This is a genomic window from Streptomyces cellostaticus (genome assembly GCF_023630175.1).
In the GTDB taxonomy this organism is placed as follows: Bacteria; Actinomycetota; Actinomycetes; order Streptomycetales; family Streptomycetaceae; genus Streptomyces; species Streptomyces cellostaticus_A.
In genome coordinates this window covers 1-19,712 of sequence record NZ_JALLIN010000055.1, presented here as the reverse complement: position 1 = coordinate 19,712, position 19,712 = coordinate 1, and the positions used below count along the sequence as shown (strand labels likewise).

Below are 19,712 nucleotides of genomic sequence, written 5' to 3'. Positions count from 1 at the left end.
GGCCGCCGCCGTCACCGCACCCAGTCCCTGCGGTACGCGGTCCAGTCGTCCTCGGTGGCCGCGAAGTCGACGTACAGGGCGACGCCGAAGCGGGTCCGGCCGGCGTCGGTGCGGGACAGGCCGAGCCGGACGCCGCGGACGGCCGCCGGGACGGTCTCGGCGTGGGCCCAGTGGCCGAATCGGTTCTCGTGGTAGAAGGGCAGGCCCATGAGCAGGTCGGTGGACCTGGGCGTGACCTCCAGGGCGAGGCTGGTCTGCTGGGCCACATAGCCGCCGTACAGGCTCGGCATCGGCTGCATGGTGTCGTACGACATCACGGCGATCTGGTCCACGCGGCGGGCCACCTGCCCGAAGTAGGCCTGCGACCACCACTTGGGGTGGCCGGTGGTCGTGGCCCAGAAGGAGTGGAACCCGGGCAGCGGGTCGATCTGGTGGGCGGCGACGGAGAGCAGGGCGTGCCGGGCGCGGGTGAGGGCGCGCAGGTCGTCGAGGAGGGAGAGGTAGTCGCGGTCGCCGGAGTGGAGGGGCTCCAGGTCGAAGTGGGCACCCTCGAAACCGGCGGCGAGGACGGCCCGGGCCGATTCGACGATCGCCGCGCGGGTGGCGGGGCGCTCCAGGCGCAGCCCGTCGGGGCCCTCGCTGGCCAGCACGTCGCCGAGCCAGGCCTGGACCCGGACGCCGGGCAGTTCCCGGTGCACGGCCGCCGTCAGCCAACCCGCCCGCTCGTAGGCCGACTTCGGGAGCGTGCCGTCGTGCTCCAAGGGGCCGGAGTGGACGTACAGGTCGCGGATGCCGGTGCCCCGCAGGCGGTCGGCGAGGGCCTCGACGTCCGCGTCGGTCTTGCGCCCGTCCACCCAGGCGTGCCCCAGCCAGAGGGCGTCCTTGTCACGGGTGAGGGTGCCGGGTGCCGGAGTTCCGGAGTAGTTGGCGCGAAGGCCCGTCTCGGCGGCGAGCAGGGGCAGGGTCAGGACGAGGAGGAGCGCCAGCAGGACGCGGCGCAGGCGTCGGCGCCTGGGGTTCCGGCCGCGGCCGGGTCCGGGCTGGGCGTCGGGTACGGGCTGGGCGTCGGCCGGTGCGGGTGCCTCTCCGCCGGATCCGGGCTGGGCGTCGGGTACGGGCTGGGCGTCGGCCGGCGCGGGTGCCTCTCCGCCGGGTCCGGGCCGGGCCTCGGGTACGGGCTGGGCGTCGGCCGGCGCGGGTGCCTCTCCGCCGGGTCCGGGCTGGGCCTCGGCGGAAGGGGGTTGCTCGCCGGCGGGTGCGGGTTGCTCATCCGCGGACACGGACTCGTCCGCCGCGGACACGGCCTGCTCACCCGCGGACACCGGCCGGTCCTCCGCGGACACGGCCTGCTCATCTGCGGACGCGGGCCGGTCCTCGGCGGGTGCGGACTGGGCCGCGGCCGGTGCGGGCGAGGCCTCGGGGGCCCGCCCTCGCGGTGCCCCCCGGTCCGGTTCCGCCTCCCGGTCGTGCCGTTCCCTGTCCATCCCGACCCCCTGTCCTCGTGTTCCCCCAGCCGTGTCCGCCCCACTCGCGCGGGCGCCTACCTGCCCATACGCTCCGAAATGTGACGTCCTCCCCGATCTCCGGCCGATCCCGGCGCAGCCGGGCACCCATACGGGTGCGCGTGGCGCTCGTCGCGGCCGGCGCACTCGTGGGGACCGGGTTGTCGATGGTGCCAGTGATGACGATGGGGAGCGGTGATCCGGTTCCCGCCGCCCCGAACGGACCGGTCGCCGGCTCCGCCGCACCACGCCAGGACGAGACCTCGACGACCGACCTCGTGCTGCCGCTCGCCGCCCTCGGCGCCGCCGGGGTGCTGGCCGGTTACGGGTATCTGCGGCGCACCCGGCGGGCCCGGACCCGCACCACACCGGGCGTGGTGCCGGCGGCGCCGCCCGTGCCCACCCCGGCCGAGAGCGAGCGGCAGGCCCGCGCCGCGCTGGTACTGGCCGACGACTGCGTGCGCGGCAGCAGGGAGGAACTCTCCTACGTCGAGGAGTTGTTCGGAGCGGAGGCGGTGGAGCCGTTCGTGCACGCCCTGCGGGCCGCGGAGACCGAGCTGTCGGCCGCGTTCGCCATGTGGCGGCGGTACGAGGAGGGGCTCCCGGAGGACGCGACGGCCCGGCGGCAGGCACTGGCGGGGGTGGTCGGACGGTGCGCGGAGGCGGGACGGCGGCTGGACGCGCGGGCCGCGGACCTGGACCGGTTGCGCGGGCTGGAGCACGGGGTGACCGCGGCACTCCGGATCGCGGAGGACCGGTTCCGGGAGCTGGCCGCGCGGACGGCGGCGGCGCAGGCGACGGCGGCCGGGCTGCGGGAGCGGTACGCGCCCTCGGCGGGCGCACCCGTCACCGGGTTCGTCGAACAGGCCAAGGACCGGCTGGTGTTCGCCACCGAGCGGCTCAACGAGGCCCGGCAGGCCGCCGACGCGGGCGAGCTGCCGCGGGCCGCCCGGCAGTTGCGCGCCGCCGAGGGGGGCATCACCCAGGCCGGGATCCTGGTGGGCGGAGTGGAACGCCTCGCGACCCGGCTGCGGGAGGCGGCCGCGCTGGTGCCGGCCGCGCTGACCGGCGCGGAGGCGGAGATCGCCGGGGTGCGCAAGGGAGGCGGGCGCGGCTCCCTGACCGGCGGCGAGCTGCGGGCCCGGCTCGCGCACGCCGACGCCGCGCCGGCCGCGGTGCGCGCCGAGCTGACCGGCGGCCCGTACGACCCGCTGGACGCGCTGCGGCGGATCACCCGGGCCGTGGAGCGTCTGGAGGCGGGGCGGTCCGGGGTGCTGGAGGCCGCCGGGCTGCTCGTGTCGCGCGGCTCGGTCGACACCGCCGAGGACTTCGTCGCCGTGCACCGGGGGGCGGTGGGCGCACCGGCACGGGCCCGGCTGGCGCAGGCGGTACGGGCCCTGGACGCGGGCACCGAGGCGGACGTGCTCGCCGGGCAGGCCCGGGAACTGGCCGAGCGGGACGTCGGCATCCGTGGGAACCCGTTCGCCGACGGCCGTGGCGCCGGCCTGACCGGCGCCGTCCTCGGTGGCGTCCTCCTGGCCGAGGACCCGGACGGCGGCCCCCCGGCGAGCTTCGGCGGCCCCCTGACCCGCTCCCGCCGCCACCTGCCGTGAGTCCGCCCGGCGGCACGCGCCCGCGGTGGCGGAGGGTACGCCGGCCCCGTTCGCCGACCTGCCCGTCGCGACGGGTGGGTCGGGGTCTCAGAAGAGGCTGAGCAGGGCCTCCGCCGGATCGGTCAGGCCGGTTTCACCGCCGGGGAGAGGGAGTTCGAACCACACCGTCTTGCCGCGTGGCGTGCGCCGCGAGCCCCAGGCCGCGCTGAGCAGCCCGACGAGTTGCAGACCGCGGCCTCCCTCGTCCGTGTCCCGGGCCCGGCGCCGCCGCGGCTGCACCAGACCGGAGTCCCACACCTCGCACACCAGGGTCCGGTCCAGCAGCAGCCGCAGCCTGATCTCGCCCTCCCCGTAGCGCAGCGCGTTCGTCACCAGCTCACTGACCAGCAGTTCCGCCGTGTCGACCAGCGGTTCGAGACCCCAGCCGACCAACTGCGTCCGGGCGTACTCGCGGGCCCGTCCCACGCTGCGCGGCTCGCGCGGCAGCGTCCAGTCGCCGACGGACTCCACGGGCAGCCCCTGGACCCGGGCCATCAGCAGCGCGATGTCGTCCTCGCCGTGGTGCGTGTCGAGGGTGTTCAGGACGTGGTCGCAGACGTCCTCCAGGGGCCGGGCGGGGTCGGTGAGCGCCCCCACGAAGGCCTGGAGCCCCTCGTCGAGGGGGTGGTCGCGGGACTCGACCAGTCCGTCCGTGTAGAGGGCGAGCAGCGCGCCCTCCGGCAGTTCGACCTCGACCTCCTCGAACGGTTCGCCGCCGACCCCGAGCGGCATCCCGGGCGGCACGTCGAGCATCAGGGCCGCTTCCCCGGGCTCCACCAGGACGGGCGGCAGGTGCCCGGCGTTGGCGAACGTGCAGCGCCTGGTGACGGAGTCGTAGACGGCGTAGACACAGGTCGCGAGGTAGACCTCGGAGAGGTCGGCGTCGCGGGGCTGGCGCGCGGCGCGGGTGGCCTGCTGGACACCCCCGGGGGTGCCGAGGCCGCGGGCGATCTCGTCCAGCGCGGAGAGCACCTCGGCCGGTTCGAGGTCCAGCAGCGCCAGGGTGCGTACCGCCGTGCGCAGTTCGCCCATCGCGACCGCCGCGCGCAGTCCGCGCCCCATGACGTCGCCGACGACGAGCGCGGTGCGGTGACCGGGGAGTTCTATGACGTCGAACCAGTCACCGCCGACCTCGGTGGCCGCGTTCCCGGGCAGGTACCGGCAGGCGATGTCGAGACCGGACGCCTCCGGATCGCCGGGCGGGAGCAGGGAGCGCTGGAGGATCAGCGCCCGCTCGTGTTCGCGGCGGTACAGGCGGGCGTTGTCGATGCAGACGGCGGCGCGCGCGGCCAGTTCGACCGCGAGGTCCCGGTCCCGGTCGCCGAACGGCTCGCTGCCCTTCGTGCGGGCGAACCGCGCGAGTCCGACGACGGTGTCGTGGGCGACCATCGGCACGGCCAGCGTCGACTGCACGAGTCCCCCGTCCTCGGCCGGCACACGCTGCGGCCGGGCGGTGCGCAGGGCGTCCGCGCAGGCCGAGTTGAAAGGGAAGTGGTGGACCGCGCCGACCGCGACGGCGTCGCCGGAGCCGCTGAGGGGGGCGTCGGAGACCGCGCTGGCGAAGGCGACGCGGCGCAGTTCGGCGCTGCCGTCGGCGAGGCCCGGCGGGGTCTCGTCACCGATGAGCAGCCCCTGGTAGAGGTCGACGGTGGCGAGGTCGCAGAAGCCGGGGACGACGACGTCGAGGAGTTCGCGGGCCGTGGTCTCCAGGTCGAGGGAGTTGCCTATGCGGGCGCCGGCCTCGTTGAGCAGGGCGAGGTTGCGCCGGGCCGAGGCCGCCTCCCGGGCCGCCGCGCGGCGGGCGGTGATGTCGGTGCCGAGCCAGGCGATGCCGATGGGCCGGCCGCTGCCGCTGTGCACCCGGTAGAGGTTGACGGACCAGTGCCGGCGCTCCTCGGAGCCCGGGACGAACCCGGTCACGTGCATGTCGGTGATGGAGTCACCGGTCTCCAGCACCCGCCGCAGGGTGGCCGAAACCCGATCCGCCTCGGCACGCGGCAGGTAGTCGTGAACTCCCTTGCCGCGGTGGTCGTCCGGGGTTCCTCCGAAGATGGAGGCGAAACGCATGTTGGCCCGGCGGATCCCCAGATCGGTGTCGATCAGCAGGAATCCGAACGGGGATTGACCGAAAATCGCCTGCGAGGCGGCGAGGTCCGTCTCGATGCTGCGCAGGGTCCGGACATCCACCACTATGCAGACGGCGGCCCGCTCGCCCTCGGCGGTCCGGGTGGGCATGACGTAGACCTCGGCGAGCCCCTCCTCGCCCGGGGCGCCGTCCGGCCCGTCCGGCATCCGGAAGGGCACCGCTCCGGTCCACTCCCGCCCGTCGAGGATCTCGGCCATCTTGCGCTGGCTGCGCTCGCGGAGGTCGGAGTCGACGAAGGCCTCGATCGGGTCCATCCCGACGGCGCGTTCGGCGGGGATGCCGAAGAGCTCCTCGGCCCGCAGGCTCCACTGGTCGACCAGCCCACCGGGACCGATGGAGAAGGACGCGACCCTGATGTAGTCGTAGATGGAGCCGGGCGGACTGCTCTGCCACATGGCGTCGCCCGGGCCGCCCGCGTTGCGTGCGGCCTGGTCACTAGCGCCGTCCGACGGGTCCTCGGACTCCGTGGCCTTCGCTGGTATCTCGCTCACGCGAACCGTCCCCTCCAGCTCACCGCACCCGGCACCGGTCACCGGGGGCGGCTGCCCGCAGTATCCAGCACTACGGCGCCGCACAACACGGTGTTCACGATCACAGCTCGGTCGAGGTGCTTTTCGGACCCGGCCGTGACAACACTTCCAGTCTTCTAACCAGGTAACACGGCCTCGAATCACGTCATCCCGCACCGTTCGCCGGAGGACCGGTGCGGGGGGGGCGCCCACGGGGGCGCACACCGGCTCAGCCGGGCACCGCGAGCTCGAACCAGACGGTCTTTCCACCGCCGCCGGGCCGGGTTCCCCAGCGGCGCGCGGCACCGGCCACGAGCTGCAGACCGCGCCCGCTCTCGTCCTCGGGCCGGGCGACGCGCTCGCGCGGCGGGTCCGGGAGCGGGTCGGAGACCTCGACCAGCAGTGTGCCGCCGAGCCGGGCGGGGCGCACCAGGCGTACTCCGATGGGGCCGGTGGCGTGCCGCAGGGCGTTGGTCACCAGCTCGCTCACCAGCAGCGCGGCGAGGTCGGCGACGCAGTCGAGGTCCCAGCCGCGCAGTTGGCCGCGGACCGCGCCGCGGGCGGTGCGCACGACGCCCGGCTCCGCGGGGAAGACCCACTCGGCGCAGTCACCATCGGTGTCGATCACGCCGATCACTTCCCAGGCGAGCGAGCCCACCCATGTCCATTTTCATGGGGTTAATGGGCACATACCCGGTATCCGGTGGGCAGTACCGCGCGGGACGGCGCACTGTGGTGCGAACGGCGCAGGGCCCTCTCCGCCCCGCACGCACCGGCCGGCGGCCGCGGGCCCCGCTCAGCGCGCTGGCGCACCGAGACGGGCGGCGACCTCGCGGACGGCCGGGACGTCCTGCTCGAGCCAGGGCACCTCCCAGAGCCGGTCGGGGGTGAGCCAGCGCAGCTCGTCGTGGTCCTGGAGGGGCCGGGGGGCGGCGGACCCGGCACGCAACCGGGCGGTCCACACCCGCAGTACGTACGGGGACTTCAGCGGCCACTCCCCCGGTACGCGTTCGACGGGCTCGGCGTCGACGCCGAGTTCCTCGGCCAGTTCACGGGTCAGGGCGTCCTCGGCCCGCTCGCCCGGCTCGACCTTGCCGCCGGGCAGTTCCCAGCGTCCGGACAGCTCGGGGGGTGCGCTGCGGCGCGCGGCCAGCAGCCGGCCCGCGTCGAGCAGGGCGGCTCCCACCACCACGATCCGGTCCGTCATGGGGCGTTCCGTCATGGAACGGAGCCTACGGGAAGCCGGAACAGGTCAGTTGCGGGCACCGTTGCCGTTCTGACCGATGCGCTCGACCCAGTAGAGCTGCTTGTGCCCGTGGTCGTCGAGGCTGTCGGCGATCTTCTGGGCCTCGGCCCGGGTCGCGTACCGTCCCACTCGGTAGCGGTTGCCGTTGTCGTCCTGCCTTATCACGATCCAGGGCAGGGAGACGCCCGTGCCCTCACTCATGGCCCCAGCCATTCCATCTCGCACCGCCCCGCCCTCCCTCGCTCTCGGGCGTCCGCCGTGCCCCGCCCGAGGAAACCGCAGTCCGCATATGCCCGAGCGTACGCCCAACCTTCACGGAGCGAATACGTGTTTTCACAAAGAGGTACGCAACCAGCCAGAACGCGGGGGGCGCGCGATCGCGAACGCGCCGCCCCCCGTGCTGCTGTCGTGGGTCGGGAGGCATTTCCGCGGCACCCGCGATCACCTGGGAGAACGGCCGGATTGCAGCGGCGGGTACGGCACCGGGTGCCACGGGGCGCGCAACGGGACGCGGGGCGTCGGCGCGCGCCGGGGTGTGCGCTACTTCACGGGCAGGTGGTACGCGGCCCGGTACCGGTCGGCCGGGATCACGACGTCGGCGGTCTCCACCGGGCGGCCGGAGGCGAAGTAGGTGCGCTGGATGACGAGGACCACATGACCGGGGACGCCGCCGAGGACGTGCAACTCCTCGGCCAGACCGGGGCGGGCGCCGACCTCCTCGGTGACGTTGTCCACGATGACGTCGATGGCCCGCATCCGCTCGACCACCCCCATGCCGCCGAGCGGCCCCTCCTCGGGCAGCATCACCGGGGTGCGGCCGGTGACGGCGAGGGGTTCCCAGGAGGTGGAGAGCATCATGGGCTCCCCCGTCTCCCGGTACAGGTACTTCGTGCGCATGACGCGCGCGCCGGGTTCGACACCGAGCCGCTCGGCGATGACGGCCCCCGCCGTGGTCTGCGCGCTGCTGGACTCCCAGGTGCCGCGCACCGAGGCGTCGGCCTGCTCCTGGCGGAAGGGTGTGGCCCCCGCGGACGGACGGAAGCCGGAGCGGGCCACACTCCTGGGCACCGGCCGCTCGCGCACGTACGTCCCCGAGCCGGAGCGCCCCTCCACCAGCCCCTCGGCCATCAGGACCTTGCGGGCCTCCAGCGCGACGGTGTCCGAGACCCCGTACTCCTCGCGGATACGGGCCTGGGAGGGGAGCCGGGTATGGGGAGGCAGTGAACCGTCGACGATCTTCTTGCGGAGATCACCCGCGACACGCAAGTACGCCGGCTGCTCACCGAAAGTCACTGGCCGCTCCCATCAGGTTGTACAGACAGCAACAGCCTGGCAACCGTGGGTTGTCTCGTGCAAGTGAAGGCCAGACAATCACTCGATGTGATGACAAGCAGCCGGGAAGGGCTTTACCCAGGCACTTTCTCCCCGCTATGGCAGAAGCCACACCTCCATGGGATCACCGCGGCCACGCCGCCGCTCATACCGCCATGCCGCTGCCGCCGTCCGAGTCGCCGTCCCGCGCGTCACCGCCGGCACGGCCGTCGGCGGCCGGCGGGGTGGTGTCCAGTCCGAGGGCGGTGCGCGCAGGGACCCCCTTCTCCGGGTCGAGCAGTCGCAAGCCGGTCTCGTAGTGCCGGTAGAACGCGCCGGCGTCCTTCGCCTTCGCGGCCTTCGCCCACTCGGCCCGCGCCCGGTCCAGGTCGGCGGCCAGCGCGGTGACCGGCTTCCGGGCGCGGGCGGGCCACTCGTGCCCCCGCAGCGACCGGGCCTGTCCGTCCAGGGCGGTGGTGATCCGCCCGGCCCACGCCCGGTGCCCCGGCAGGTCGTCCTCGACGTAGCGCTCCTCGGGGGCGGACTCCATGGCCGCGTTGAGGAGGTGAGCGGCCCTCAGATAGGCCCTCTGGTCGGCGTCGAGGACGGTCGCGTCGTTGCGCAGCGAGCCGGTCAGGTTCGCGCCCTCGGTGACGTTGCCGAAGACGCAGGTGACCTCCCGGTCCCCGGCCGACCAACTCCGCGCGGTGGGCGTGAAGTAGTAGACGTCGACGTCGTCGGGGACGGCCCAGGCGTCCATCGCGTAGGTGTACCGCAGTCCGTAGCAGCGCTCGTCGGCGGTGTCGGTCACCGAGCCGTCGCCGGGGTAGCCGCCGTCCCGCAGCCGGAACGAGGCGAACACCTCGCCGTCGTGCTCCCCGGAGCAGGGCACCCCGGTCACGACGCCGGCCCCGCCGCTCAGCGTTCCGCCGGGGGAGTCGAAGCACTCCCCCGTCACCAGCGAGGCGTCCGCGCCGTCCCGCGCCCCTTCCTTCACTCCCTCCCAGAAGCTGGACGCGCCGCCCGTGGCGAGCATCAGAGCCCACAGCGCCAGCCCGATCCCGGACAGCACCGAGCCGGTCACCGCAAGCGCCGTCCCGCGCTCACCCCGACGCCGGACCTGCCGCAGGGCGATGAGCCCGAACACCAGTCCCAAGCCCGGCAGACAGCACAGCAGGCCGAACACCAGGGAGGTGATGGCGAGCCCGTTGACGGGGGCGGGCCGGTTGTAGGGGCTGTAGCCCTGGGCCCACGGCTGGTATCCCGGCCCCTGCGGGTGCGGCGGCTGGGGCGGCTGGTACGGCCCGTGCGGCTGCTGGGGGCCTGGGGGCGGGGGTATGGACACCGGTGCATGTTAAGCCAGGTCAACCGATGCCTTGCTCAGGTGCGCGACCGATGCCCCTGCTCCGGGCCTCTCGTCCGGGACGAGCCGCGCGGCGCGCGGGAAACCCGCCGAGTCCGCTCCCGAGGGGGCGACGGCATCCGGCTTCCGCGGGCGCGGGAGGAACGGGCTGCCGTGGTTCGCCGCTCTTCCCCGGCCACCGGGGCGCGCGGAGGCCGTTACGGTGACGGCGTGAGCAGACCGGACAGCGTGATATTCGAGGGCAGGGGCGGCAGTCTGCGCCTCGACGGCGGCACGGTGAGCGCGGCACGGGGCGGTACCACGGTCATGGCGTCCTTGCGCGCGGTGCACCATGTGGACGTCGAGGAGAGCGGCGGTCGGGCGCACGTGCACCTTCACATCACCGAGGAAGGTGCCGACGGGTCCAGGAGCACCACCGCGTACACGGTGCGCGACGGCAACGGCGCGGCCGCGCACGCCTTCCGGCGTGTGGTCACCGCGGCGGTCGAGCACGCGCGCCGCGACCCGGAGGCCCGGGCGGAGGTCCGCCGCGTGGAAGCCCCCGGCTGGTCACCACGCAAGCGCCGGTGGGTGACGGTCACCGTGCTGTACGCGGGTCTGGTGATCGGGGTGTCCGCCGCGGTGGACGGTCCGGCCCGGACACCCCTGTTCGTCCTCCACGTCGGCCTGGCGTTCCTGGGAGTCGCCGGTGTCCTCCTGTGGCCGCTCGTGGTGCTCACCAGCCGCGGGGTCAGCGTGCGGGCCGACGTGGTCCGCTACCACCACCTGAGCCGGACCGTCCGTCCCCGCTACCGCTACACCACCGCCGACGGTGTCGTGATCACGGCCGACTCGGCGGTCCAGCTCTTCTCCACCCACGCGAGCGACCGCGTCGACGTCACCTACGATCCGCACCGGCCCGAGTTCGTGGCCTGCCGGTCCGCACTGCACGGTCACCGGCACATACCGGAATTCCTGTGTGCGGCGCTGGGGCTGTGGTGGACCCTCGCCTCGGCGGCTCAGCTGACGGCCACGGCGGCAGCGGCCCTCACGCACTGACCCTGGCACGCACCTGGATCGACCGTACCGACCCGCACCCGGAGAGGTGACCGATGCCGTCCCGGCACCCGGACGAAATGGGCTACGGCCATGTGGTCAAGAGCTACGTCACGAGGACGTACGGGGGCCTCCCGCGCTACCTCGTGCTGAACGGCGGACGGTTCCTCGGCCCCCGGTGGTGGCACACCACACGTTTCACCCGGCACCTGATCGATGACGCCGCCGCGATCACCGACAAGGAGCTGGAAGCGCTCCTCGGGTACGAATGGCGCTCGCGCCTCACCGCCGGCTGGCTGATCGGAGTCGACCGCCGCGAACGGTTCCGGGCGCGTATCGGCGACCTGCTCCTGGCCAGCGAGGTCTGCTACTCCGGCAGCGCCTACTGCTTCGCCCTGGCCCGCCTCGGCACCCACGCCGACGCCGAGATCCTGACCGCCTACCTCGACCGCTACCTCCCCCGCGCCGACCTGCACTACGACCAGCCCGCCGCCCTCGGCGCCCTCCTCCGCCTCGACTCCCTCCTCGGTACCCGCCACGCCGACCGCTTCACGGAGCCCGACGGCCTCTGGGGTCTATGGATCGAGGGTGTGGGGCGTCTCGGCTACCCCGGCCACACTCCTGCCGAGCTGCTCCACTGGACGAACCTCCACTGCGAGTTCGCCAACGGCTGGACCCGGCCCTAGCGGCAGCCGACCGACCGCGGCTCCGTGGAGTCCGGGTGCGCCATGTACCGGCCGCACGTGCGGCAGATGAAGGGACGGTCCGTGGGCCGACTGTCCTTGTCCAGAGCACCCGGACAGTTCTCCATCGCCTCGGCCAGACCACCCCCACGCGCCGGCTTCGCCGCACAGTTCCTCCCGGGCATCCGGGAACGGGGCCGACTCGGCCGCCCCCACCGCACTCATGAACGCCGTACCGTCACCACAGCGGAAAACCACTGCGGGTCCTGCCGGTTGAACGGAAGCTGCACCACAAGGCCCTGACCTGAAGGCATTCGAGGTCGTCCCGGCACGGGACCCACGAGAAAGCACGGTTGCCCGGGATCGCCGACGCCGACCAGCGGTGCGGGCAGCTCCGCGGCGAGGATCCGCCAGGGTGCGCTGCGGGCCGTGCGCCAGGGGGCTACTGCCACAAGTCCGCTCCATCGCGCCCACTCGGGTCCATGGCCAAGAGATCTTCGTGCAGGCCCGAGAGGGCTCGACCAGTCGGGGCGCCGTCTTCGGCCGACTCCATGACGAGCCAGCCGACATCGATGCCCGATACGTTCACATCACTCCCGGTGTCGAGCTCGTCGAGCGTTGCGAACACTGCCTCATAGGCGACCGCTCGCGCCAGGCGAGCGAGATCCTCCTTGTTCGCCCCAGCAGCAAGGAGCCGCTGGGCGACAGGATGCTGATCGACGGCATCCGGATCGGCCCAACCGCCGATCGGACCGCGCCACAGCCTTCGCAGCAGCATGAACCGCGCGAGGTGTGGAAGGTCCTCGCAGATCTCCGACTTGGCCCAGTCGCCGGCATCGGCTGCGCCGAGTGCCTCGAATCGCGCGCGCAGCGACTCCGCTGCCGCCCTTCCACGCGCGTCCAGAGTGTCCAACCAGGCCTGCCACTCGTTTGAGGATTCACTCACCGTGACAGCATGCCCCACGCGTACCTCGGCTGGAGATCCGCCAGCACTGTCAGCAGCTTGGCAGCCCAAGCCGATCGCTACTCTGTTCGCATGACCGTGAACGGAGATCGCCGGTTCCCCGACGCGCTCGCCGCCGCCATGGCGGTCCGACTCGAGTGCATTGGCGAGGATGGTGTCGACTTCGAACCCTACGAGTCCTTTCTGACTGCCGACGAGACCACCGAGTGGTTCCGCGCGTGGACAGGCAACGGCGAGCTGAACGGCGACGGCTTCCGCGTATTCGGCCAGGACGGCACCGGCGGGAACGCGGCGTTCTGGCTGGTTCGTCCAGGTCGGGAACTGGTGGAGCAGCCCGTTGTCTTTCTGGGGTCCGAAGGAGAGACAGGCGTTGTCGCTCGCGACCTGGGTGCCTTCCTGTGGCTGCTGGCCGACGGCTTCGGCCCGTGGGAAGCAGCCACCTCGTACGAGCCCGAGCCTGATTGGGCTCCCCAGATCAATCGCGACCTGACGGCCATCGCGGAGCGATTCGCTCCGGACCGCCGCGCGTCGGCAGCGGCGATCACCGCGCAAGCCACACAGGAGTTTCCTGACTTCGACGACACCATCATGGAGCTCTGCCGCTGAGCCGGGGCCCGATGCCCCGCCACGAGGCGTGCTTCGGCTGCGCGCCGCCTGCTGTTCGTGGCCGCGCCGCTCGTGCCACTCGGCAGCGGCGCGGGCCAGATGCACGGTGGCGAACAGCGGGGCGACGGCGAGTCCCACCACGCCGGCCTGCTGATCAAGCACGGCGAGTCCGTGAAGGCGGCCTCCGAGCGCCTCGGCCACACCAACGCGGCCATGACGCTGAACATCCACACCCACCTGTGGCCCGACTCCGAGGAGCGGACCCGGGCCGCCGTCGACAAGGCGTACGCTGACCGGTCCGCCGATGCCCAGCCGCAGGTCGACGAAGCGGCGTAGCCGCTCCCCCGAGCGCTGACCGACGTCAGCACACTGCGGACTCCGTGCGGACCGCAAAGGCCGCCCAACCTGCTCCGCCGCAGGTCAGACGGCCTTTCGCCGAACGTATTAGACGTTGAAGCGGAACTCCACCACGTCCCCGTCCTGCATCACGTAGTCCTTGCCCTCCATGCGGGCCTTGCCCTTGGCGCGGGCCTCGGCGACGGAGCCCGTCTCGACGAGGTCGCCGAAGGAGATGACCTCGGCCTTGATGAAGCCCTTCTGGAAGTCGGTGTGGATCACGCCGGCCGCCTCGGGGGCCGTGGCACCCTTCTTGATCGTCCAGGCCCGGGACTCCTTGGGGCCGGCCGTGAGGTAGGTCTGCAGACCGAGGGTGTTGAAGCCGACGCGCGCGAGGGTGGCCAGGCCGGGCTCCTCGGCGCCGACCGACTCCAGGAGCTCCAGCGCGTCCTCCTCGTCCAGCTCGGCGAGGTCGGCCTCCAGCTTGGCGTTGAGGAAGATCGCCTCGGCGGGGGCGACCAGGGCGCGCTGCTCGTCCTTGAAGTCCTCGTCGACCAGCTCGTCCTCGTCGACGTTGAAGACGTAGAGGAACGGCTTGGTGGTGAGCAGGTGCAGGTCGTGCAGGAGCTCGTTGCGCTCGGTGCCCTGGACGATGCCGTGGGCGAAGAGCGTGTCGCCCTTCTCCAGGATCTCCTTGGCCTCCTCGACGGCCTTGACCTTGGGCGCGATGTCCTTCTTGATCCTCGACTCCTTCTGGAGCCGGGGCAGGACCTTCTCGATGGTCTGGAGGTCGGCGAGGATCAGCTCGGTGTTGATCGTCTCGATGTCGTCCTTCGGCGAGACCTTGCCGTCGACGTGGACGACGTTCTCGTCCTTGAAGGCGCGGATGACCTGGCAGATCGCGTCGGACTCGCGGATGTTCGCGAGAAACTTGTTGCCCAGGCCCTCGCCCTCGGAGGCGCCGCGCACGATGCCGGCGATGTCGACGAAGTCGACCGTGGCCGGGAGGATGCGCTCCGACTTGAAGATCGACGCCAGGCGGGCCAGCCGGCCGTCCGGGACGCCGACCACACCGACGTTCGGCTCGATCGTGGCGAACGGGTAGTTGGCCGCCAGCACGTCGTTCTTGGTCAGGGCGTTGAACAGGGTCGACTTGCCGACATTGGGCAGGCCGACGATTCCGATCGTGAGCGACACGTTGCGACTTCCCGTAGATGAGAGGGGCCAGGGGCTGCCAGGGGCCAGAGACACTGGCCGATCCACCAGTCTACGGCGTCCACGACGGCGGCCCCCAAGGAGCGTGGGACGTCCGGTGGAGCCGCGTCCACCGGCGTGTCTGAGGGGCGATTGAGCACATAAGCAGACCTAAGTTGGTCCAATGGAGCAGCGCAGAAGCCGACCCCTCAGCAACGGACGCCGACGCGGCACACCGCCCGCGCCGCTGCCGCCGCAGGCACGCCGTCCGGTGCCGTACGGGGCGCGGCCCGCGGACGGCCGGCCGGCCGGCGCCGGGGCACCGGACGGGCGGCCGGCGGGGCCGCGGCTCACCGGGCTCGGCGGAGGGCTGTTCTGCGTTGCGGTGATGCTCCTGCTCGGCCTGTCGGACCACCTGCTGTTCGGTGCGTCCCTGACGCTCTACGGCGTGCTGTTCCTGCCGGTGTGCGTGCTGACCGCGCTGTGGGTCCGGGGCGGTGACGTGTTCACCGCCCCGGTGGTCGCGCCGATCGCCTTCGCGGCGGGTCTGTTCCCCCTGGCGGACGGCAACGGCGGGCTGCTCGGGCGCCTGATGGGGCTGGTCACCGGGCTCGCCACGCAGGCGGGCTGGCTGTACGGGGGGACCCTGATCACGGGGGTGATCGTGCTGGTACGCCGGGTGCTGTGGGTACGGGCCCGCCGCCGCCGTGCCTGACCGCGCGCTCCGAGCCGCCCTTCGCGGGCCGGCGCCCGCGGTGCCCCTAGGACCGCGCCTGTGCCCGCGCGGCGTGCATGGCGGCCCCGACGATGCCGGCGTTGTTCTGGAGCTGGGCCGGCACGATCTCGGCCCGCACGCCCTCGATGAGGTGCAGGAACCTGTCGGCCTTGCGGCTGATCCCGCCGCCGATGATGAACAGCTCGGGTGAGAAGAGCATCTCGACGTGTGCGAGGTACTTCCCGACCCGTCGTGCCCAGCGCTCCCAGCTCAGGTCGTGGTCCTCCTTGGCCTTGCTGGAGGCCCGCTTCTCGGCTTCGTGGCCGCTCAGCTCGAGGTGGCCCAGCTCGGTGTTGGGGACCAGGACGCCGTCCGCGAAGACGGCGCTGCCGATGCCGGTGCCGAAGGTGAGCAGGATGACCGTGCCCCGCCGGTCCCGGCCGGCGCCGAACTGCACCTCGGCGACGCCCGCCGCGTCCGCGTCGTTGACCACGGTCACCGGCAGGCCGCCCAGCCGGCCGCCGAACAGCGCGCCCGCGTCCGTGTCGATCCAGCTCTTGTCGACGTTGGCCGCCGTACGGACCGTGGCACCGTCCGTGACCACTCCGGGGAAGGTCAGGCCCACCGGACCGGTCCAGCCGAAGTGGTCGATGACCTGCTTGACCCCGTCGGCGACGCCGTCGGGCGTCGCCGGGTGCGGGGTGAGCACCTTGCAGCGCTCCTGGGCCAGGTCCCCCCTGTCCAGGTCCACGGGGGCGCCCTTGATCCCGGATCCGCCGATGTCCACGCCGAAGATCTGCATGGCACCACGTTACGACGTGCCACTGAGGGTCACGCCATGGAGATGCCGGTCATGGACCCGGCGGGCCGGTCACGCCCCGGTGGTGCCGGTTCCGCCGCGCTCGGCGACGAGGGTCGCCGCCTCGTCGCGCAGGTCGCGGCGCAGCTCCTTGGGCAGCGAGAAGGTGATGGACTCCTCGGCGGCCCTGACGATCTCCACGTCACCGTAGCCGCGCTCGGCGAGCCACTCCAGGACCTGTTCGACCAGGACCTCGGGGACGGAGGCTCCGGAGGTGACACCGACGGTCGTCGCCCCCTCCAGCCAGGCCTCGTCGATCTCGTCGGCGAAGTCCACCAGGTGGGCGGCGCGGGCACCGGCGAGCTTGGCGACCTCGACCAGCCGCTTGGAGTTCGAGGAGTTGCGCGAGCCGACCACGATGACCAGCTCGGCCTCGGCACCCATCTGCTTCACGGCGAGCTGGCGGTTCTGCGTGGCGTAGCAGATGTCGTCGCTCGGCGGGGAGACGAGGCCCGGGAACTTCGTCTTCAGGGCGTCGACGGTCTCCATGGTCTCGTCCACCGAGAGGGTGGTCTGGGACAGCCAGACGACCTTCGAGGGGTCACGGACCTCGACCTTGGCGACGTCCTCGGGGCCGTCGACGAGCTGGATGTGGTCGGGGGCCTCGCCGGAGGTGCCGATGACCTCCTCGTGGCCCTCGTGCCCGATCAGGAGGATGTCGTAGTCGTCCTTGGCGTACCGGACGGCCTCCTTGTGGACCTTGGTGACCAGCGGGCAGGTCGCGTCGATGGTCGCCAGCCGGCCGCGGGCGGCCTCCTCGTGCACGACGGGGGCCACGCCGTGGGCCGAGAACATCACGATGTTGCCCGGCGGGACCTCCTCCGTGCGTTCGACGAAGACGGCGCCCTTCCTCTCCAGGGTCTGCACGACGTACTTGTTGTGGACGATCTCGTGCCGGACGTAGATCGGGGCCCCGTACTGCTCCAGGGCCTTCTCGACGGCGATCACGGCGCGGTCCACACCGGCGCAGTAGCCCCGGGGGGCGGCGAGCAGGACACGGCGGCCAGGCGAAGCGGTCATGGCACCCATCGTAAGGGTGTGTTCCCGGGCTCCGGGATCACGTGCCCGCGCGGGCCGTCGTGCGGCTCCGCCACGGGCGCGCGTGCGGGCGGGGCCTTCTGTCGGTGCCCGCCGCTACCCTCGCGGCATGGCTGTGAACACGTCGCCCGAGACCCCCCTGCCCGTAGGCGAGGTCTCGCGGCTGATCGGGAGGTGGATCGACCGGCTGGGCGCGGTGTGGGTCGAGGGGCAGATCACACAGCTCTCGCGGCGGCCGGGTGCCGGGGTGGTGTTCCTGACCCTGCGGGACCCCTCCCACGACATCTCGGTCGGCGTGACGTGCTACCGGCAGGTGTTCGACGCCGTGGCCGACGTGGTCGGCGAGGGCGCCCGGGTCGTCGTCCTGGCGAAGCCCGAGTGGTACGCGCCGCGCGGGCAGCTCTCGCTGCGGGCCGCCGAGATACGGCCGGTGGGCGTCGGTGAGCTGCTGGCCCGGCTGGAGCAGCTCAAGAAGACGCTCGCGGCCGAGGGGCTGTTCGCGCCGGAGCGGAAGAAGCCGCTGCCGTTCCTGCCGCAGCTCATCGGGCTGGTCTGCGGGCGGGCCTCCGCCGCCGAGCGGGACGTGCTGGAGAACGCCCGCCACCGCTGGCCCGCCGTCCGCTTCGAGGTGCGCAACGTGGCCGTGCAGGGTGTGCACGCCGTTCCTCAGGTGGTGCAGGCCGTGAAGGAGCTGGACGAGCTGGCGGACGTGGACGTCATCGTCGTGGCCCGTGGCGGCGGCAGCGTGGAGGACCTGCTGCCCTTCTCCGACGAGCAGCTCGTGCGCGCGGTGGCCCGGTGCCGGACGCCCGTGGTGTCCGCCATCGGGCACGAGCCGGACAATCCGCTGCTGGACCACGTGGCCGACCTGCGCGCCTCCACCCCGACCGACGCCGCCAAGAAGGTCGTGCCGGACGTGGGCGAGGAGTTCGAGCGGGTGCGGATGCTGCGGGACCGGGCGCGGCGGTGCGTGTCGGCGTCCGTGGAGCGCGAGGAGCGGGGGCTGGCGCACGCGTTGGCGCGCCCCTCGATGGAGGATCCGCACCGGATGGTCGACGAGCGCGCCGACCATGTGGCGTCGCTGCTGGACCGCGGCCGGCGCACCCTCGGCCACCTCTTGGACCGTGCCGACTCGGAACTGACGCACACGCACGCGCGCGTGGTGGCCCTCTCCCCGGCCGCGACCCTCAAGCGCGGCTACGCGGTGCTGCAGCGGTCGGACGGGCACGCGGTGCGCGACCCGGCGGAGGTGACCGGGGGCGAGGCGCTGCGGGCGCGGGTCGCCGAGGGCGAGTTCGCCGTCCGGGTCGACGCCACGGGGGCGGGGCCCGCGGACCCGGCCTGAGGGGCGCGGGAGAACCCGGTGCCGCGCCGGGAACCCGGTGCCGCGCCGGCCGGGGTTCGCCCCGTCGCGACGCCCGGCGGGCCCGCCCGCCGCACCGGCCCAGAGCCCGCGCACATCGGGTACGAGGGCGTCCGGCCGGCGTGCCGGGCAGCACCCGCCGGACGCCGCTCCTCGACGGGCGGGCCCTGACCGGCGCGGCACTAGGGTGGGCGGATGACCAGCAAGGTGGACGAGACACTCTCGTACGAGCAGGCCCGGGACGAGTTGATCGAGGTCGTACGGCGGCTGGAGACGGGCGGTACGACGCTCGAGGAGTCCCTGGCGCTGTGGGAGCGGGGCGAGGAGCTGGCCAAGGTGTGCCGTCGCTGGCTGGAGGGGGCGCGCGCCCGGCTGGACGCGGCGCTGGCCGAGGAGGACGGGCAGGACGCCGAGTAGCGGGCCGGGACAGGGTTCGGCACTGTGCCGCGGCTCACCACGCCATCACTTTGGTTGAAGGTTGAACTTTGCCGTAGGGTCGTGTGCATCAGCCGGTCCGGCGCCCGGACCGGACGCGCACCCGAGGAAGTCACGCATGTCTCTCGTTCTTGACCCCGCGGCCCAGGACCTGCTGTTCCGCGAGGCCCGCACCGCGAACGCCTTCACCGCCGAAGCGGTGACCGAGGAGCAGGTCCAGGCGATCTACGATCTGGTCAAGTACGGCCCCACGGCCTTCAACCAGACCCCGCTGCGCATCACCCTGGTCCGCTCCCCCGAGGCCCGCGAGCGGCTGCTGCAGCACATGGCCGAGGGCAACCGGGCCAAGACCGCCGCCGCCCCGCTGGTCGCCATCCTCTCCGCGGACAACGAGTTCCACGAGGAGCTGCCGGCCCTGTTCCCGGCCTTCCCGCAGGCCAAGGACGCGTTCTTCGCCGAGCGCCCGGCCCGCGAGGGCTCCGCCGCGATGAACGCCGCCCTCCAGGCCGGCTACTTCATCGTCGGCGTCCGCGCCGCGGGGCTCGCCGCCGGCCCGATGACCGGTTTCGACTTCGAGGGCGTCCGCAAGGAGTTCCTGGACGACGACCACACGCCGCTGATGGTCGTCAACATCGGCCGTCCGGGCCCCGACGCCTGGCACCCGCGCTCGCCGCGCCGGGCGTACGAGGACGTCGTCACGACCGTCTGACCCTGCCCGTGCGTGTGAGAGGGGCCCCCCGCGGCGCCGGGGGCCC

At 72.9% G+C, this 19,712-nt stretch carries 20 protein-coding genes; 9 read left to right on the top strand and 11 right to left on the bottom strand.

Going from position 1 to position 19,712, the window contains the following annotated elements; translation table 11 throughout:
- Nucleotides 1-11: 11 nt before the first annotated feature.
- Nucleotides 12-1,280, bottom strand: coding sequence for a hypothetical protein (locus MXD57_RS27575; protein ID WP_374114755.1), 1,269 nt, complete (start codon nucleotides 1,278-1,280; stop codon nucleotides 12-14).
- A gap of 401 nt (nucleotides 1,281-1,681) precedes the next feature.
- Between MXD57_RS27575 and MXD57_RS27570 the strand changes: the two genes are divergently transcribed.
- Nucleotides 1,682-3,115: a hypothetical protein gene (locus MXD57_RS27570; RefSeq protein ID WP_250404776.1), complete on the top strand. Its 1,434-nt coding sequence runs from the start codon at nucleotides 1,682-1,684 to the stop codon at nucleotides 3,113-3,115.
- A gap of 87 nt (nucleotides 3,116-3,202) precedes the next feature.
- On the opposite strand, the gene MXD57_RS27565 is transcribed toward MXD57_RS27570, so the two are convergent.
- The 6 genes from MXD57_RS27565 to MXD57_RS27540 all read right to left on the bottom strand — a co-directional run bounded on the left by MXD57_RS27565 (nucleotide 3,203) and on the right by MXD57_RS27540 (nucleotide 9,711).
- Nucleotides 3,203-5,791: a SpoIIE family protein phosphatase gene (locus MXD57_RS27565; RefSeq protein ID WP_250404775.1), complete on the bottom strand. Its 2,589-nt coding sequence runs from the start codon at nucleotides 5,789-5,791 to the stop codon at nucleotides 3,203-3,205.
- A 247-nt stretch (nucleotides 5,792-6,038) separates the two neighbouring features.
- The gene (locus tag MXD57_RS27560; protein ID WP_250404773.1) at nucleotides 6,039-6,467 is read right to left on the bottom strand and encodes an ATP-binding protein; all 429 of its coding nucleotides are present in this window, start codon (nucleotides 6,465-6,467) and stop codon (nucleotides 6,039-6,041) included.
- Between the two features lie 138 nt (nucleotides 6,468-6,605).
- Complete coding sequence (locus tag MXD57_RS27555; protein ID WP_250404817.1) at nucleotides 6,606-7,016, bottom strand: (deoxy)nucleoside triphosphate pyrophosphohydrolase; 411 nt, start codon at nucleotides 7,014-7,016, stop codon at nucleotides 6,606-6,608.
- Between the two features lie 45 nt (nucleotides 7,017-7,061).
- A complete protein-coding gene (locus tag MXD57_RS27550; RefSeq protein ID WP_250404771.1) occupies nucleotides 7,062-7,256 on the bottom strand; it encodes an SPOR domain-containing protein in 195 nt (64 codons plus the stop codon).
- A 339-nt stretch (nucleotides 7,257-7,595) separates the two neighbouring features.
- Entirely contained in the window at nucleotides 7,596-8,348 is a 753-nt protein-coding gene (locus tag MXD57_RS27545; protein ID WP_250404769.1) for a GntR family transcriptional regulator, read from the bottom strand.
- A 184-nt stretch (nucleotides 8,349-8,532) separates the two neighbouring features.
- The gene (locus tag MXD57_RS27540; protein WP_250404768.1) at nucleotides 8,533-9,711 is read right to left on the bottom strand and encodes a DUF4190 domain-containing protein; all 1,179 of its coding nucleotides are present in this window, start codon (nucleotides 9,709-9,711) and stop codon (nucleotides 8,533-8,535) included.
- Nucleotides 9,712-9,939: 228 nt separating this feature from the next.
- Here MXD57_RS27540 and MXD57_RS27535 point away from each other — a divergent pair, with 228 nt between their 5' ends.
- Both MXD57_RS27535 and MXD57_RS27530 read left to right on the top strand, forming a co-directional pair.
- Nucleotides 9,940-10,767, top strand: coding sequence for a DUF3592 domain-containing protein (locus MXD57_RS27535; RefSeq protein ID WP_250404767.1), 828 nt, complete (start codon nucleotides 9,940-9,942; stop codon nucleotides 10,765-10,767).
- Nucleotides 10,768-10,820: 53 nt separating this feature from the next.
- Nucleotides 10,821-11,450: a DUF6000 family protein gene (locus tag MXD57_RS27530; protein ID WP_250404766.1), complete on the top strand. Its 630-nt coding sequence runs from the start codon at nucleotides 10,821-10,823 to the stop codon at nucleotides 11,448-11,450.
- Between the two features lie 439 nt (nucleotides 11,451-11,889).
- Here MXD57_RS27530 and MXD57_RS27525 read toward each other — a convergent pair whose 3' ends face one another.
- Nucleotides 11,890-12,393 carry a hypothetical protein gene (locus MXD57_RS27525; protein ID WP_250404815.1) on the bottom strand — a complete coding sequence of 168 codons (504 nt, stop codon included), beginning with the start codon at nucleotides 12,391-12,393 and terminating at the stop codon, nucleotides 11,890-11,892.
- Nucleotides 12,394-12,483: 90 nt separating this feature from the next.
- Here MXD57_RS27525 and MXD57_RS27520 point away from each other — a divergent pair, with 90 nt between their 5' ends.
- Entirely contained in the window at nucleotides 12,484-13,017 is a 534-nt protein-coding gene (locus MXD57_RS27520; protein ID WP_250404765.1) for an SMI1/KNR4 family protein, read from the top strand.
- Nucleotides 13,018-13,074: 57 nt separating this feature from the next.
- Nucleotides 13,075-13,353: a hypothetical protein gene (locus MXD57_RS27515; RefSeq protein ID WP_250404763.1), complete on the top strand. Its 279-nt coding sequence runs from the start codon at nucleotides 13,075-13,077 to the stop codon at nucleotides 13,351-13,353.
- Between the two features lie 108 nt (nucleotides 13,354-13,461).
- On the opposite strand, the gene ychF is transcribed toward MXD57_RS27515, so the two are convergent.
- Nucleotides 13,462-14,550 (bottom strand): redox-regulated ATPase YchF, encoded by a 1,089-nt coding sequence (ychF, locus tag MXD57_RS27510; RefSeq protein ID WP_250404761.1) that lies wholly within the window; start codon nucleotides 14,548-14,550, stop codon nucleotides 13,462-13,464.
- 181 nt (nucleotides 14,551-14,731) lie between these two features.
- Here ychF and MXD57_RS27505 point away from each other — a divergent pair, with 181 nt between their 5' ends.
- Nucleotides 14,732-15,262: a DUF6542 domain-containing protein gene (locus MXD57_RS27505; protein WP_250404759.1), complete on the top strand. Its 531-nt coding sequence runs from the start codon at nucleotides 14,732-14,734 to the stop codon at nucleotides 15,260-15,262.
- 46 nt (nucleotides 15,263-15,308) lie between these two features.
- Here the strand turns inward: MXD57_RS27505 and ppgK are convergent, their stop codons facing one another.
- Both ppgK and MXD57_RS27495 read right to left on the bottom strand, forming a co-directional pair.
- A complete protein-coding gene (ppgK, locus tag MXD57_RS27500; protein WP_250404757.1) occupies nucleotides 15,309-16,064 on the bottom strand; it encodes a polyphosphate--glucose phosphotransferase in 756 nt (251 codons plus the stop codon).
- 69 nt (nucleotides 16,065-16,133) lie between these two features.
- Nucleotides 16,134-17,150: a 4-hydroxy-3-methylbut-2-enyl diphosphate reductase gene (locus MXD57_RS27495; protein ID WP_250404755.1), complete on the bottom strand. Its 1,017-nt coding sequence runs from the start codon at nucleotides 17,148-17,150 to the stop codon at nucleotides 16,134-16,136.
- 118 nt (nucleotides 17,151-17,268) lie between these two features.
- Here MXD57_RS27495 and xseA point away from each other — a divergent pair, with 118 nt between their 5' ends.
- The 3 genes from xseA to MXD57_RS27480 all read left to right on the top strand — a co-directional run bounded on the left by xseA (nucleotide 17,269) and on the right by MXD57_RS27480 (nucleotide 19,666).
- Nucleotides 17,269-18,504 (top strand): exodeoxyribonuclease VII large subunit, encoded by a 1,236-nt coding sequence (gene xseA, locus MXD57_RS27490; protein WP_250404753.1) that lies wholly within the window; start codon nucleotides 17,269-17,271, stop codon nucleotides 18,502-18,504.
- Between the two features lie 213 nt (nucleotides 18,505-18,717).
- A complete protein-coding gene (locus tag MXD57_RS27485; RefSeq protein WP_250404751.1) occupies nucleotides 18,718-18,939 on the top strand; it encodes an exodeoxyribonuclease VII small subunit in 222 nt (73 codons plus the stop codon).
- Nucleotides 18,940-19,075: 136 nt separating this feature from the next.
- Nucleotides 19,076-19,666 carry a malonic semialdehyde reductase gene (locus MXD57_RS27480; protein WP_250404749.1) on the top strand — a complete coding sequence of 197 codons (591 nt, stop codon included), beginning with the start codon at nucleotides 19,076-19,078 and terminating at the stop codon, nucleotides 19,664-19,666.
- Nucleotides 19,667-19,712 lie beyond the last annotated feature (46 nt).

Coding starts and splice junctions, on each gene's coding strand:
- MXD57_RS27555 (WP_250404817.1), bottom strand. CDS start 7,016: ATGACGGACCGGATCGTGGTGGTGGGAGCCGCCCTGCTCGACGCGGGC.
- MXD57_RS27530 (WP_250404766.1), top strand. CDS start 10,821: ATGCCGTCCCGGCACCCGGACGAAATGGGCTACGGCCATGTGGTCAAG.
- xseA (WP_250404753.1), top strand. CDS start 17,269: ATGGCTGTGAACACGTCGCCCGAGACCCCCCTGCCCGTAGGCGAGGTC.
- ppgK (WP_250404757.1), bottom strand. CDS start 16,064: ATGCAGATCTTCGGCGTGGACATCGGCGGATCCGGGATCAAGGGCGCC.
- MXD57_RS27550 (WP_250404771.1), bottom strand. CDS start 7,256: ATGAGTGAGGGCACGGGCGTCTCCCTGCCCTGGATCGTGATAAGGCAG.
- MXD57_RS27570 (WP_250404776.1), top strand. CDS start 1,682: ATGACGATGGGGAGCGGTGATCCGGTTCCCGCCGCCCCGAACGGACCG.
- MXD57_RS27505 (WP_250404759.1), top strand. CDS start 14,732: ATGGAGCAGCGCAGAAGCCGACCCCTCAGCAACGGACGCCGACGCGGC.
- MXD57_RS27520 (WP_250404765.1), top strand. CDS start 12,484: ATGACCGTGAACGGAGATCGCCGGTTCCCCGACGCGCTCGCCGCCGCC.
- MXD57_RS27485 (WP_250404751.1), top strand. CDS start 18,718: ATGACCAGCAAGGTGGACGAGACACTCTCGTACGAGCAGGCCCGGGAC.
- MXD57_RS27480 (WP_250404749.1), top strand. CDS start 19,076: ATGTCTCTCGTTCTTGACCCCGCGGCCCAGGACCTGCTGTTCCGCGAG.
- MXD57_RS27495 (WP_250404755.1), bottom strand. CDS start 17,150: ATGGGTGCCATGACCGCTTCGCCTGGCCGCCGTGTCCTGCTCGCCGCC.